At 70.8% G+C, this 14,418-nt stretch carries 13 protein-coding genes; 8 read left to right on the forward strand and 5 right to left on the reverse strand.

Translation table 11 applies throughout. The features are described 5' to 3' along the window. Positions 1 to 149 precede the first annotated feature (149 nt). The 5 genes from BWR60_RS26430 to argH are packed head-to-tail and all read right to left on the reverse strand — an operon-like array spanning position 150 to position 6,497. Positions 150 to 1,118 carry a threonine ammonia-lyase gene (locus tag BWR60_RS26430; RefSeq protein ID WP_218823696.1) on the reverse strand — a complete coding sequence of 323 codons (969 nt, stop codon included), beginning with the start codon at positions 1,116 to 1,118 and terminating at the stop codon, positions 150 to 152. A gap of 35 nt (positions 1,119 to 1,153) precedes the next feature. Then, on the reverse strand, positions 1,154 to 3,658 hold the full coding sequence (locus tag BWR60_RS26435; protein WP_088154603.1) for a TIGR02302 family protein: 2,505 nt from the start codon (positions 3,656 to 3,658) through the stop codon (positions 1,154 to 1,156). A gap of 21 nt (positions 3,659 to 3,679) precedes the next feature. Next, complete coding sequence (gene lysA / locus BWR60_RS26440; protein WP_088154605.1) at positions 3,680 to 4,951, reverse strand: diaminopimelate decarboxylase; 1,272 nt, start codon at positions 4,949 to 4,951, stop codon at positions 3,680 to 3,682. Beyond that, positions 4,948 to 5,076: a hypothetical protein gene (locus BWR60_RS38760; protein ID WP_275542402.1), complete on the reverse strand. Its 129-nt coding sequence runs from the start codon at positions 5,074 to 5,076 to the stop codon at positions 4,948 to 4,950. The genes lysA and BWR60_RS38760 overlap by 4 nt, the downstream gene beginning before the upstream one ends. Further along, a complete protein-coding gene (gene argH, locus BWR60_RS26445; protein ID WP_088154607.1) occupies positions 5,073 to 6,497 on the reverse strand; it encodes an argininosuccinate lyase in 1,425 nt (474 codons plus the stop codon). Before argH ends, BWR60_RS38760 begins: the two co-directional genes overlap by 4 nt. Before the next feature lie 14 nt (positions 6,498 to 6,511). Between argH and BWR60_RS26450 the strand changes: the two genes are divergently transcribed. From BWR60_RS26450 to BWR60_RS26485, 8 genes are all read left to right on the forward strand, one after another. Beyond that, the gene (locus BWR60_RS26450; RefSeq protein ID WP_088154609.1) at positions 6,512 to 7,096 is read left to right on the forward strand and encodes a TlpA family protein disulfide reductase; all 585 of its coding nucleotides are present in this window, start codon (positions 6,512 to 6,514) and stop codon (positions 7,094 to 7,096) included. Between the two features lie 332 nt (positions 7,097 to 7,428). Continuing rightward, on the forward strand, positions 7,429 to 8,301 hold the full coding sequence (locus tag BWR60_RS26455) for an HpcH/HpaI aldolase/citrate lyase family protein (RefSeq protein ID WP_088154611.1): 873 nt from the start codon (positions 7,429 to 7,431) through the stop codon (positions 8,299 to 8,301). Between the two features lie 172 nt (positions 8,302 to 8,473). Beyond that, positions 8,474 to 8,881, forward strand: a complete 408-nt coding sequence (gene sdhC / locus BWR60_RS26460) for a succinate dehydrogenase, cytochrome b556 subunit (protein WP_088154613.1) — start codon at positions 8,474 to 8,476, stop codon at positions 8,879 to 8,881. Continuing rightward, positions 8,881 to 9,276 (forward strand): succinate dehydrogenase, hydrophobic membrane anchor protein, encoded by a 396-nt coding sequence (gene sdhD / locus BWR60_RS26465; RefSeq protein WP_088154615.1) that lies wholly within the window; start codon positions 8,881 to 8,883, stop codon positions 9,274 to 9,276. The genes sdhC and sdhD overlap by 1 nt, the downstream gene beginning before the upstream one ends. A gap of 4 nt (positions 9,277 to 9,280) precedes the next feature. After that, positions 9,281 to 11,071 (forward strand): succinate dehydrogenase flavoprotein subunit, encoded by a 1,791-nt coding sequence (sdhA, locus tag BWR60_RS26470; protein ID WP_088154617.1) that lies wholly within the window; start codon positions 9,281 to 9,283, stop codon positions 11,069 to 11,071. Between the two features lie 7 nt (positions 11,072 to 11,078). Beyond that, positions 11,079 to 11,861: a succinate dehydrogenase iron-sulfur subunit gene (locus tag BWR60_RS26475; protein ID WP_088154619.1), complete on the forward strand. Its 783-nt coding sequence runs from the start codon at positions 11,079 to 11,081 to the stop codon at positions 11,859 to 11,861. A gap of 143 nt (positions 11,862 to 12,004) precedes the next feature. After that, positions 12,005 to 13,417, forward strand: coding sequence for a homospermidine synthase (locus tag BWR60_RS26480; RefSeq protein WP_088154621.1), 1,413 nt, complete (start codon positions 12,005 to 12,007; stop codon positions 13,415 to 13,417). Then, positions 13,414 to 14,187, forward strand: a complete 774-nt coding sequence (locus BWR60_RS26485; RefSeq protein ID WP_088154623.1) for a GNAT family N-acetyltransferase — start codon at positions 13,414 to 13,416, stop codon at positions 14,185 to 14,187. Before BWR60_RS26480 ends, BWR60_RS26485 begins: the two co-directional genes overlap by 4 nt. Positions 14,188 to 14,418 lie beyond the last annotated feature (231 nt).

A 14,418-nucleotide genomic window follows, 5' to 3' on the forward strand; every position in this document is an offset into this window, starting at 1 on the left:
CCCCTCGTTCCATTTCATTGTCATCCTCGGGCTTGACCCGAGGATCCAGGGGCGGCCAGGGCGGTCCTTGGTGGCCCCTGGATGGCCACGTCGCTACGCTCCTCGCCATGACGATGAGGTCATGGCTGAATAGCCATCCAGCACCGCGGTCAGCTGATGCCGAACCGCGCCCGCCAGCGCTCGATATCGGCCAGCGAGACGTTGCCGCCGCACAGGATCAGCGCCACCCGCGCATCGGCCGGCAGCCGGTCCTTCAGCCGCAGCGCGGCGGCCCAGGTGCAGCCGGCGGCGGGCTCGGTCACCACCTTCGCCTGCTCGGCCAGCACCTGCACGCCGCGCACCGCCTCGGCATCCGGCACCACCAGCACCTCCTCCACCGCGTCGCGGACAATGGCCAGCGTGCGCTCGGAGACCGAGGGCGCGCCGAGGGTGGTGGAGATCGAGGTGACGGCCGGCAGGCGCACCGGCTGGCCGGCGGCCAGCGCCTGGCTCATGGCGTCGGCGCCCTCGGTCTCGACGCCCCAGATCCGGATGTCCGGCCGCAGCGCCTTCACCGCGGTGATGACGCCGGAGATCATGCCGCCGCCGCCGATCGAGGCGATGATGTCGGTGGTGTCGGGCACGTCCTCCAGCAGCTCGAGCCCCATCGTGCCCTGGCCGGAGATCACGCGCGGGTCGTCGAAGGGGTGGATCAGGGTGCGGCCGGCGGCCGCCTGGCGCTCGGCCTCGGCGAAGGCGGCGGCGATGTCGGCGACCAGCACCACCTCCGCCCCCTCGGCGCGGGTGCCGGCGACGTAGTTCTCCGGCGTCACATTCGGCATGATCAGCGTGGCGTCCAGCCCCAGCACCCGGGCGGCATAGGCGACGCCGAGCGCATGGTTGCCGCCGGAGACCGCGACCACCCCGGCCGCCCGCTCGGCCTCGCCGAGGCTGAGCATGGCGTTGAAGGCGCCGCGCGCCTTGAACGAGCCGCCATGCTGCAGCAGCTCCAGCTTCGCCGCCACCGGCCGGCCGAGCAGGCTGCCCAGCAGCTCTCGCGGCAGGGTCGGGGTGCGCAGCACATAGGGGGCAATGCGGGCGCGCGCGGCGCGGATCGTCTCGAGCGTGATCGCCGTCACGGGTGGTCCTCGTCCTGGCGGAATCGGGGCCGCGCTCAGAACTGGCGCAGCAGCCTCTGTATATAATCCCGCTCCAGCGGCGAAGACGAGCGGCCATTGAGGCGCTGGCGCAACTCGTCGAGGATGGCGCGGGCGCGCTCGGTGTCGAACTGGGTCGGCACCTTGGTGTCGCCCTCCGAATTGGACGTCCCCTGGCCATCCGGCTTCTCGAGCTCGCGGCCGAGCGGATCCTGGTTCGCAGAGCGGCGGCCCGGCTGGCCCGGGCCGGTCATGCCCGGCTGCAGGGCCATGTTCTCCATCATCTGCTGCGCCAGCCCCTGCAGCCCCTGCTGCAGCTGGTCCAGCGCCTCGGTCTGCGACGGCACGGCGCCGCCGGGGTCGCCCTGGGCCAGGGCCTCGCCCGACTGCTTCATCGCCCGCTCGGCCCGGCCCAGCGGCATCGGGATGTCGCCGCCCATGTCGCCCAGCTCGCGCATCATCTCGCCCAGCGCCCGGCGCAGCGCCTCCTGGGTCTGGGCGTTCTGCTCCGGCGTGCCGTCCTGCGGCTGCTGCGAGGACTGGCCCTCCTCGCCCTGCTGGGCCTGCTGCTGGCGGAAGGTCTGGTCCAGCAGCTGGCGCTGGGCGTTGGTCAGCTTCTGCAGGTCCTTCAGCAGGTTCATGGCCTTCTGCTGGGCCTGGGCCTGCTGCTGGCTCATCTGCCCCATGCGCATGTTTTCCATCATGTTCTGCATCTGGGACAGAAGCTGCCGCGCCTGGTCCTTGGCGCCGGATTCCGACAGCTGCTGCATCTTGTCGATCATGTCCTGGAACTGCTTCTGGTCCATGATCTGCGCGTCCGGCGGGATCGGCGTCTCGGCCATCTCGCCGCGCTGCATCTTCTGCTGCATCTGCTCGGCCATCGCCTGCAGGTAGCGGTCCATCGCCCGGCGCAGCTCGTCGGTCAGCTGCTTGATCTCCTCGTCGCTGGCGTTGCGCTCCAGCGCATCGGCCAGGCGCTGCTGGGCGTCGCGCAGCGACCGCTCGGCCAGCGACATGTCGCCGTCCTCGATCCTGAGCGCGGTGTCCCACAACAGGTCGCGCAGCGCGGCGACATGCGGCTTCGGGTCCTGGGCGAAGAACAGCCGCCGCGCCGCGGTGCGCAGCGCCAGGAACACCACCTTGTCGTCGTAGTAGCGGTCCGGCCGCTGCGACAGCATGTCGAGCGTCTCGGCCACGGTCTCGGACTGGTCCGGCTGCAGCGTCAGGGTGCGGCGCTGCTCGATGATGGCGCGGGCCACCGGGTGGTGGAACTCGCGCTCCGGCAGCGCCACCCGCTCCGGCGCGGACTTCGTGCTCTGCCCCGCCGCATCGGTCGCGGTCAGCACGATGTCGACGGCCTGCCCGGCCCAGGCATGCGGCGTCAGGTCCTGGTAGCTGGTGGTCTTGAGCTCCTTCGGCCAGCGCCCGGGCACCGACAGCGGGATGGTCAGCGGCGTCGGGTCCAGCACCGCCGGCGCGCCCGGTGCCAGGGTCAGGGTCGCGGTCAGGGTGGCGATGCCGTAATCGTCGCCAGCGGTGGCGTCGATCCGCAGCGCCTGGCGCTCGGTCGGCTTCGGCTTGTCGGTGAAGGACACGGTCGGCGGCGCGTCGGGCAGCACCTTGACCGGCCAGTCGCCCAGGGTGGTGCCGTCCTGGCTGACGCTGAGCCGGTCGCCGCCGGTGATCTTGGCCTGCAGCTCGTAGTTGCCGCCCTCGATCGGGGCGAAGGCGGTGTCGCTGCCGGCGAGGTTGAGGGTCGGGGCCTCGTCGCCGCCGGCGACCCGGCCGACCAGGGCGCTGCCGGTCGGGATCTCGACCGGCCCCGGCGCCGGCTGGCCCGCCCCGGGCGCGGCCACCTGGCCGGCGGTGAGGTAGATCGGCGGCCGGCCGGTATAGGCCGGCGGGGTGACGAACAGGTCGAGCCGCGGCGCGGTGGCCGCGGCGGCGCCAAACAGGCCGGGCGACAAAGCGCGGCCGATCCGGCCCCGCCAGTCGTCGCCGGCGGCGACGACGGCCAGCACCAGCCCGATCACCACCAGGCCGCGCAGGGCGAAGCGGTCGGATTCGGCGTTGCGCGGCCGCGGCAGGCGGGGCTTGAGCAGCCGCAGCTGCGCAGCGCGCTGGGCCAAATGGCGCTGCCACAGCACGCGGCTGAGCGGGTCGGAGGTGCCGGTGGCCTGGGTGTCGCGCAGGCCGGTCAGCGGCCGGTGCTCCAGGCCGCTGTCCCGCTCCAGCCGGCGACGGGCCGAGAGCCCGTCGGGCAGGCGGAGCCGCCACAGCGGCCGGCTGGCCAGCACCAGCGCCGCGGCGAAGGCGACCAGGATCAGGGCGTGCAGCCACCCCGGCAAGTCGGGCAGCAGGTCGAAGCCGGCGAGGACCAGGAAGGCGCCGAGCACGGTGGCGACGGGCCAGGCGGCGCGCCATGCCGCCTCCCAGGCCGCAGCCAACCATGCCAGCGCGATCTTGACGCGCGGCTCGGCCGGCTCGGTCGTCCCCGGGGCCTCCGTGGGGCTGCGGGCCACCTCTCCTCCTACGCCTCTCCGTCAGTCTACCTTGGCAAGCCAGGGCGGCAGGCTCTCCCCGGCGACCATCTCTTCAAATGTGGGCCGTTTTCTGACGATGGCAAACCGATCTTTGTCGACCAGCACCTCCGGCACCAGCGGCCGGGTGTTGTAGGTCGACGCCATCACGGCCCCGTAGGCGCCCGCGCCGGTGAAGGCGACGAGGTCGCCGGCGGCCAGCGGCGGCAGCGACCGGCCCTTGGCGAAGGTGTCGCTGCTCTCGCAGACCGGGCCGACGACGTCGAATTCGGCCTCGGCCGCGCCCTCCGCCGGCTGGCGCAGCGGCACGATGCCGTGCCAGGCCTCGTACATCGCCGGGCGGATCAGGTCGTTCATCGCCGCGTCGAGGATGACGAAGTTCCGCGTCCGCCCCGGCTTGATGAAGATCACCCGCGACAATAGGACGCCGGCATCGCCGCAGATCGACCGGCCCGGCTCGCACATCAGGTGGCAGCCGAGGTCGCCCACGGTCTCGCGCACGATGCGGGCATAGTCGGCCAGCGCCGGCGCCGGATCGCCCTTGTAGGAGATGCCGATGCCGCCGCCGAGGTCGAGCCGCTCGACCACATGGCCGGCGGCGCGCAGATCGCGCACCAGCTCGGCCAGGCGGCGATAGGCGTCGCGATAGGGCGACAGGTCCAGGAGCTGGCTGCCGATATGGGCGGCGATGCCGACCGGGCGGACGCCCGGCAGGGCCCGCGCCCGCTCATAGGCCGCCAAGGCGTCCTCGAGCTCGATGCCGAACTTGTCGCCCTTGCGGCCGGTCGAGATCTTGGCGTGGGTCTTGGCGTCGACATCCGGATTCACCCGGAAGGCGACGACCGCGTCGCGCCGCACCCGCACCGCGACCTGCGACAGCAGTTCCAGCTCCTGCAGCGATTCGACGTTGATCTGGTGGATGCCGGCCAGGAGGGCCGCCTCCAGATCCTCCGCGGTCTTGCCGACGCCGGAGAAGACGATGCGGTCCGGCGGGCAGCCGGCGGCCAGGGCCCGCTTCATCTCGCCGGTCGAGACCACATCGATGCCGGCGCCCTGCTGCACCAGGGTGCGCAGCACCGCGAGGTTCGAGTTGGCCTTGGCGGCGAAGCAGACCGCGATCGGCAGCCCGGCCAGCGCGTCGACATAGGCGCGATAATTCGCCACCAGCGCCGCGGTCGAATAGACATAGGCCGGCGTGCCGATCTCGGCGGCCACGGCGGCGAGATCGACGTCCTCGGCGAAGAGGGCGCCGTTGCGATAGGCGAAGGCGGTCATGTGGCGGGATAGCCTCGGGGGTAGGCGGAGGTCTTGGGATCAGGCGGGCTGACCGAGGCCGCCTTCTTGCCGCAGGCGACGAGGCCGAACGCCAGGGTGACGGCGAGGATGATACGCAGGATCACAGGAAACGCTCCTTTGCGGCCTGGACGGCTTCGCGCACCCGGTCGGGCGCCGTGCCGCCATGGCTCTTCCGGCTGGCGACCGAGGCCTCGGCGGTCAGCACGGCGTAGACGGCGTCGGTGATGCCGGGATGGACCGCCTGCATCTCGGCCAAAGGCAGGTCGGACAGGTGGCAGCCCTTGTCCTCGGCCAGCTTCACCAGATGGCCGGTGATGTGGTGGGCCTCGCGGAACGGCACGCCGAGCTGCCGCACCAGCCAGTCGGCCAGGTCGGTCGCGGTCGGAAAGCCGGCCTCGGTGGCCCGGCGCATCGCCTCGGCGTTGACGGTCCAGCTCTCGACCATGCCGGTCATGGCGGCCAGGCACAGCATCAGCGTGTCGTCGGCGTCGAAGACCGGCTCCTTATCCTCCTGCATGTCCTTCTGGTAGGTCAGGGGCAGGCCCTTCATCACGGTCAGCAAGGCGCCGAGGCTGCCGAACACCCGGCCGGTCTTGCCGCGCACCAGCTCCGCCGCATCCGGGTTGCGCTTCTGCGGCATGATCGACGAGCCGGTCGAGAAGCCGTCGGACAGGCGGACGAAGCGGAACTGCGGCGTCGACCAGAACACGATCTCCTCCGCCAGCCGCGACAGGTGCATGGCGCAGATGCCGGCGGTGGCGAGGTAGTCGAGCGCGAAATCGCGGTCGGAGACGCTGTCGAGCGAGTTGGCCGTCGGCCGGTCGAAGCCCAGCGCCTTGGCGGTCGCGTGCCGGTCGATCGGATAGGGCGTGCCGGCCAGGGCGGCTGCCCCCAGCGGACATTCATTGGCCCGGGCGCGGGCATCGGCGACGCGGCTGCGGTCGCGCCCCAGCATCTCGACATAGGCCAGCAGGTGGTGGCCGAAGGTGACCGGCTGCGCCACCTGGAGGTGGGTGAAGCCCGGCAGGATGGTGTCGGCATGCTGCCCGGCCTGGGCGATCAGCGCCGCCTGCAGCGCCTGCAGCCCCTGCTCCAGCCGGTCGAAGGCGTCGCGCACCCACAGGCGGAAATCGGTCGCCACCTGGTCGTTGCGGCTGCGCGCCGTGTGCAGCCGCCCCGCGGCCGGGCCGATGATCTCGGTCAGCCGCGATTCCACGTTGAAGTGGATGTCCTCGAGCGCGGTCTTGAACTCGAACTTGCCCTCGGCGATCTCGCCGGCGATCTGCTCGAGGCCGTGGTCGATCGCCGCCGCGTCCTCGGCGGACACGATGCCCTGGGCGGCAAGCATTGCGACATGAGCGCGCGACCCGGCGATGTCCTGCGCCCAGAGCTTGCGGTCGAAGCCGATCGAGGCGTTGATCCGCTCCATGATCGCGGCCGGCCCGCCGGCGAAGCGGCCGCCCCACATCGGATTGGTGCCTTTATCGGGCACGACGGGAGTGGCAGGCTGGGTCGGGTCGGGCATGGGGTGAGGACCGGATGAAGAAGACGGGAACGATCGCCGCGGGCGTGGCCGTCCTGGTGCTGCTGGCGGCGGGCGCGGCCTGGTGGACGCAGCGAGCCCCGGAGGGCCGGCCGCCCCTGAGCGGCACCGTCGCCAGCTTCGTCCTGGCCGACCGGCCTGAGCCGGCACCGGAGATTACCTTCTCCGACGCCACGGGCAACACCCTTCGTCTCGCCGACTTCAAGGGCAAGGTCGTGCTGCTCAACCTGTGGGCGACCTGGTGCGCCCCCTGCGTCAAGGAGATGCCGGCGCTGGACCGGCTGCAGGCGAAGCTGGGCGGCGCCGACTTCACCGTGCTGGCGCTGTCGATCGACCGCGAGGGGCTGGCCAAGGTGCAGCCCTTCTTCGACGCCCACAAGATCGCGGCGCTGCCGGCCTATCTCGACCCCGGCGGCCGGTCCCCGGCGCTGTTCGCCGCCCGCGGCCTGCCGACGACGCTGCTGATCGACCGCGACGGCACCGTGATCGGCCGCCAGGAAGGTTCGGCCGAATGGGACGACGACAGCTCGATCGCGCTGCTGCGCTTCTATCTCGATCGCGGGAAGGCCGGGTCGGCCTGACGGCTCAGAGGGGCTGCGAGCCCATGTAGAAGCCGACCAGCAGGAGAACGCCGTAAACCCAGATGATGGTGCGGAGCAACATGGTCCTTTCCTCGGGCTCAAGGCCCAAGGAAAGGATTACGCTGCCCCGCGTGAATCAGATGTGACGGCGGTCACGGGGCGATTTCACGCTGTCGCAATGGCCGCCGTCGCCTCCCCTCTGTTGTCATCCTCGGGCTTGACCCGAGGATCCAGGGGCCGCCAGAGCGGCTCTTGATGGCCCCTGGATTGCCGGGTCAAGCCCGGCAATGACAAATTGGGGTCGATCACCGTGACACCCCGAAGGCCACCCGATGACCATTCGCCCCCGCCGCTCGCTGCTCTATGTCCCCGGCTCGAACCCGCGCGCGCTGGACAAGGCGCGCACGCTGGATGCCGACGGGCTGATCCTGGACCTGGAGGATGCGGTGGCGCCGGACGCCAAGGTCGCCGCGCGGGAGCGGATCGTCGCGGCCGTCAGCGCCGGCGGCTGGGGGCCGCGCGAGGTGCTGGTGCGCGCCAATGCCGCCGACACGCCCTGGGGCGCCGACGACCTGGCCGCCCTGGCCGGCAGCGGCGCCGACGGCATCGTCCTGTCCAAGGTCGAGCGGCCGGAGGCGGTGAAGGCGGCCGAGGCGGCGCTGCGCGAGGTCGGCGCGCCGGAGACCCTGCGGCTGTGGTGCATGGTCGAGACGCCGCTCGGCGTGCTGAACGCCGCGGCGGTCGCCGGCTCCTCCGCCCGGCTGGCCGGGCTGATCCTCGGCACCTCGGACCTGGCCAAGGACCTGCGGGCGGCGCATGAGCCGGGACGGCAGCCGCTGCTGACCGCGCTGGGGCTGTGCCTGCTGGCCGGCCGGGCCCATGGCCTCGCCGTGATCGACGGCGTCCATCTCGACCTCGAGGACGAGGCCGGCTTTGCCGAATCGTGCCGGCAGGGCGCGGCACTGGGCTTCGACGGCAAGTCGCTGATCCATCCGAAGACCATCGCCGCCGCCAACGCCGCCTTCGCGCCCTCGACCGAGACGGTGGAGACCGCGCTGAGGGTGATCGCCGCCCATGCCGCGGCCGTGCAGGCCGGCCAGGGCGTCACCGTGGTCGACGGAAGGCTGGTCGAGGCGCTGCATGTCAGCGATGCGGAGCGGGTATTGGCCCTGCACCGCGCCATCGCCGAGCGCGGCGGCGCGTAGCGATCGCGCCCGCTTCGCCCTAGTTGCGAATGGCTCTCATCTGCTTGAAACTATTGGCCTGTTCGTTGACTTGCTGCAGTGCGGCGCGTAAGTCACTGACGACCCGTTCAGGCTCGATCGCGACAGGCCGCGCCCGCGCCTGATGCCCATTTGCGCATCGGAGAAAATCCGCATGTCCGCCTCCGAGGCAGTTCCTCAGAAACGGCCGAGGCCTCTCTCGCCCCACCTGCAGATCTATCGTCCGCAGATCTCGAGCGCGCTGTCGATCTTCCATCGCGGCACCGGCATCGCCCTGTCCATCGGCACCCTGCTGCTGGCCTGGTGGGTGATCGCGGCGGCCGCCGGCCCCGAGGCCTTCGCGGCGGCGCAGTGGTTCATCGGCTCCTGGCTCGGCCTCCTGATGCTGTTCGGCTGGACGGCGTCGCTGTTCTACCATCTCTGCGCCGGCATCCGGCACCTGGCCTGGGACGCCGGCTGGGGCTACGACCTGCCGACCATGCACAGGACCGGCTACGCCGTGCTGATCGGCACCGCGGTGCTGACCGTGCTGGCCTGGATCATCGGCCTGGTGGTGTGGTGATGAGCAGCAAGAACGCCTCCCTCCGCACCCCGCTGGCGCATGCCCGCGGCCTCGGCTCCGCCAAGTCCGGCTTCGCCCATTGGCGCGGCCTGCGCGTCACCGCGCTGGCGCTGGTCCCGCTGACGATCTGGTTCGTGATCTCGGTGATCGCCCATCTCGGCTCGCCGCTGCCGGAGATCCGGGCCTGGCTGGGCCATCCGGTCAACGCCGCCCTGTTCATCCTGTTCATCGCCATCGGCCTGCACCACGCGGCCAACGGCCTGACCGAGGTCTATGAGGACTACGTCCACGGCCATCACACCAAGCTGGTCGCCGACCTGGCGACCAAGGGCCTGGCCCTGTTCCTGGGGGCGGCGATGACCGTCTCCGTCCTCAAGATCGCCATGCTGGGATAACCCGATGCCCGCCTCCTACACCTTCATCGATCACTTCCACGACGTCGTCGTGGTGGGTGGCGGCGGCGCCGGCCTGCGCGCCACCTTCGGCATGGCCGAGAAGGGGCTGAAGACCGCCTGCATCACCAAGGTCTTCCCGACCCGCAGCCACACCGTGGCCGCCCAGGGCGGCGTCTCCGCCGCGCTCGGCAATATGGGGCCGGACGACTGGCGCTGGCACATGTACGACACCGTCAAGGGCTCCGACTGGCTCGGCGACCAGGACGCGATCGAGTACATGTGCCGCGAGGCGATCCCGGCGATCATCGAGCTCGAGCATTACGGCATGCCCTTCAGCCGCACGGAGGAGGGCAAGATCTACCAGCGCGCCTTCGGCGGCATGACCACCGAATACGGCAAGGGCCGCGCCTACCGCACCTGCGCCGCGGCCGACCGCACCGGCCACGCCATGCTGCACACGCTGTACCAGCAGGCGCTGAAGCACGAGGCGGAGTTCTTCGTCGAGTACTTCGCCATCGACCTGATCATGGACGAGGACGGCGCCTGCCGCGGCGTCGTCGCCTGGAACCTGGACGACGGCACCATCCACCGCTTCTTCGGCCACCAGACGGTGCTGGCGACCGGCGGCTACGGCCGCGCCTATTTCTCCTGCACCTCGGCCCACACCTGCACCGGCGACGGCGGCGGCATGGTGGCCCGCGCCGGCCTGCCGCTGCAGGACATGGAGTTCGTGCAGTTCCACCCGACCGGCATCTACGGCGCCGGCTGCCTGATCACCGAGGGCGTGCGCGGCGAAGGCGGGTACCTGACCAACAGCGAGGGCGAGCGCTTCATGGAGCGCTACGCCCCCTCGGCCAAGGACCTGGCGTCGCGCGACGTGGTCAGCCGGTCGATGACGATCGAGATCCGCGAGGGCCGCGGCGTCGGCCCGAACAAGGACCACATCCACCTGCATGTCGAGCATCTCGACGCCGACATCATCCACCACCGCCTGCCCGGCATCGCCGAGAGCGCCAAGATCTTCGCCGGCGTCGACGTGACCAAGGAGCCGATCCCGGTCCTGCCGACGGTGCACTACAACATGGGCGGCGTGCCGACCAATGTGCATTGCGAGGTGGTCAACCCGACCGCCGCCGACCCGAACCGCGTGGTGCCGGGGCTGATGGCGATCGGCGAGGCCGCCTGCGTCTCGGTGCACGGCGCCAACCGGCTGGGGTCGAACTCGCTGCTCGACCTCGTGGTGTTCGGACGCGCCGCCGCCATCCGCTGCGCCGAGCTGATCAAGCCCGGCCAGACGCACAAGCCGGTGCCGGCCGATGCCGGCCAGTTCGCGCTGAACCGGCTGGACCGCGTGCGCCACGGCAAGCAGGAGGTCCGCACCGCCGACCTGCGGCTGGAGATGCAGCGGACGATGCAGAACGACGCCGCCGTCTTCCGCACCGGCCAGACCATGGCCGAGGGCTGCGAGAAGATGGACGCCACCTGGGACAAGCAGAAGGGCCTGGGCGTCGCCGACAAGTCGCTGATCTGGAACTCGGACCTGGTGGAGACGCTGGAGCTCGAGAACCTGATGATCAACGCCGTGACCACCATCCGCTCCGGCGTCAACCGGGAGGAGAGCCGCGGCGCCCATGCCCGCGAGGACTTCCCGGACCGCAACGACGTGGACTGGATGAAGCACAGCGTCGTCTGGATCGACGAGGCCGGCAAGACCCGCATCGACTACCGCCCGGTCCATCTCCAGCCGATGACCAACGAGGTCCAGAGCTTCCCGCCGAAGGCGCGGGTGTACTGAGGACGACATGGCCGAATTCACCCTGCCCCGCAATTCCAAGGTCCAGCCCGGCAAGACCATTCGCGTCTCCGGCGAGATCAAGAAGCCGCGGACCTTCAAGATCTACCGCTGGGACCCGGACACGGGCGAGAACCCGCGCCTGGACACCTATGAGATCGACCTCGCGCGCTGCGGGCCGATGGTCCTGGACGCGATCATCCACATCAAGAACGACATCGACTCGACCCTGACCTTCCGGCGCTCCTGCCGCGAGGGCATCTGCGGGTCCTGCGCGATGAACATCGACGGCACCAACACCCTGGCCTGCCTCAAGCCGATCGAGGAGGTCCAGGGCGACGTCAAGATCTACCCGCTGCCGCACATGCCGGTGGTGAAGGACCTGGTGCCGGAGCTGACCCACATCTACGCGCAATACGCGTCGATCAAGCCCTGGCTGCAGGCCGAGAGCCCACCGCCGCCCGACCGCGAGCGCCGGCAGAGCCCGGAGGAGCGCGAGAAGCTGGACGGCCTCTACGAGTGCATCCTGTGCTTCTGCTGCACCACCAGCTGCCCGAGCTACTGGTGGAACGGCGACAAGTATCTCGGCCCCGCGGTGCTGCTGCAGGCCTATCGCTGGATCGCCGACAGCCGGGACGAGATGACCGGCGAGCGGCTGGATGCGCTGGAGGATCCGTTCCGCCTCTATCGCTGCCACACCATCATGAACTGCACCAAGACCTGCCCGAAGGGCCTCAATCCCGCCAAGGCGATCGGCGAGATCAAGAAGCTGATGCTGGAACGGGCCGGCTGATCCCCGCGCAGCGACGCAAGAAACGTCACAAAAAAGCGCTGGTGACCCCAGCGCTTTTTTCTTATCAACCGCCAGTCACCCCACGGTCTGCCCACCTCACGGAGCGATCCTGCACGCAACACACTCGAGGAGTGTCCCTGTAAATGACGACCCCCGCACGCACCCCTTTCGCCGGCCGCATTCTCATGGTCGGATTCGGCTCGATCGGCCAGGGCGTGCTGCCGCTGCTGCTGCGGCACCTGACCCTGACCCCCGACCGCGTCACCATCGTCACGGCGGAGACGAGAGGCCAGAAGGAGGCAGAGCTGTACGGCGTCCGCTTCATCCATGAACCGGTCACGCGCGGCAATTACCGGACACTCCTCGAACCGCTGCTCGGCCCGGGCGACGCCCTGGTGAACCTCTCGGTCGACGTCTCCTCGGTGGCCCTGATCGAGCTGGCGCGGCAGCGCGGGTCGCTCTACATCGACACCTGCATCGAGCCCTGGCTGGGCGGCTACACCGACCCCGACCTCGGCCCGGCCGACCGATCGAACTACGCGCTGCGCGAGGCCGCGCTGGCGCTGGGCCGCAACCCCGGCGCGCCGACCGCGGTGCTGACCCATGGCGCCAACCCCGGCCTGGTCTCGCATTTCACCAAGCGCGCGCTGCTCAATATCGCGTCCGCGACCGGCTTCGAGCCGCCGGTGCCGGCCGACCGCGCCGGCTGGGCCGGCCTGGCCAAGACGCTGGGCGTCAAGGTGATCCATGTCGCCGAGCGCGACACCCAGGTGGCCCGCTTCCCGAAGAAGCCGGGCGAGTTCGTCAACACCTGGTCGATCGACGGCTTCGTCGGCGAGGGCTGCCAGCCGGCCGAGCTGGGCTGGGGCAGCCATGAGCGCCACTTCCCGGCCGACGGCCACCGCCATGTCGCCGGGTCGCAGGCGGCGATCTGGCTGGCCCGCCCCGGCGCCGCCACACGGGTGCGGACCTGGACCCCGCTGGCCGGGCCGATCCACGGCTTCCTGATCACCCACAACGAGGCGATCTCGCTGGCCGACTACCTGACCGTCGGCTCCGGCACCCAGCCGGAGTACCGGCCGACGGTGCACTACGCCTATCACCCGTCCGACGACGCGGTGCTGTCGGTGCACGAGTTCGCCGGCCGCAACTACGAGCTGCAGCCGAACAAGCGGCTGATGATGGACGAGATCACCGAGGGCATGGACGAGCTGGGCGTGCTGCTGGCCGGCCACGCCAAGGGCGCCTACTGGTACGGCTCGCGCCTGACCATCGGCGAGGCGCGCGAGCTGGCGCCGCACAACAACGCCACCAGCCTGCAGGTGACGGCGGCGGTGCTGGGCGGGCTGGTCTGGGCGATCGAGAATCCGGATCGCGGGCTGGTCGAGCCCGAGGAGATGGACCATGAGCGGGTGCTGCAGGTGGCGGCGCCCTATCTCGGCGAGCTGGCCGGCGCCTTCACCGACTGGAATCCGCTGGAAGGCCGCGGCCAGCTGTTCCCCGAGGACATCGACCCCGCGGACCCCTGGCAGTTCAAGAACATCCGGGTGGTGTGACCGGCTTCCGCCCGGTCGCCGGCCTGTCCCGCGCCGAGCGGGCGCGGGCCGGCGCCCTGGTGGCCGGGCACCCGGTCTTCGCACTGTACTGGGACGCGGCGGTCGACGCCGCGGCTGCGGGCGACCGCAGCCGGTCGGTGCGGCTGGAGCCGGAGGGCGCCATCCTGGGCATCGATTTCGACGGGCTGACGGCCTACACCCCGGTCGGTGCCGTCGGCGACGCCGCCCTCCTCTCCCTCACCGCCGATCCGCGGCCGTTGGAGCTGCATCTGACGCCGGAGCAGGCGGACCGGCTGCGTCCCGCCTGCGGTGGCCGGCTGGCGCTGGAGGACGGGCTGCGCTTCTATGCCCGGCCGCTCGACAGCCTCCCTGCGCCGGATCCCGGCTGCCGGCGGATGGGGCCGGCCGAGCTGGAGCCGCTGCGGCGTTTCTATGCCGCGCATTATCCGGCCACCGTGTTCTCCGCCTGGATGCTGGACCTGCCCTTTGTCGCCATCATCGAGGATGGGCGCCCGGTCGCCGCCGGCGGCGTCCTCGCCCGCGCCGGCGGCCGGGCCATGATCGGCAACTTCCTGGTCGACCCCACCCGCCGCGGCGAGGGCCTGGCCGGGCGGGTGCTGGCCGGCCTGCTGGCCGCGCTGCGGGCCGAGGGCGTCACCACGGCCCTTCTGGCCACCAACGACCTGAACCCGGCCGCCTGCCGGGTCTATGAGCGCGCCGGCTTTGCCCTGATCGAACGCCGGCTGCAGCTGGACCTGCGCGCGGCCTGACACCAGCGGCCTTTGAGATCGTCTCGAGCCTTCCTCGTCATGACGGGTTAATACTTCGGATCGTGGTGTGCACGGCGCGCCGTGCTAGAGCGTTAGCCACCTAGGTTGGCGCGAGATATCCGGAATTGAGGATGTAGTTCTGGCATTCGAGCGGTGGGAAACGGTCGAGCAGTGAGCCGATGCGGTTCCACAAGGCGTGTCGGTTGCGGGGTGCGGCCCGTCGTATCAGGG

The organism is Inquilinus limosus (assembly GCF_002195995.1).
Classification (GTDB): Bacteria; Pseudomonadota; Alphaproteobacteria; order DSM-16000; family Inquilinaceae; genus Inquilinus; species Inquilinus limosus_C.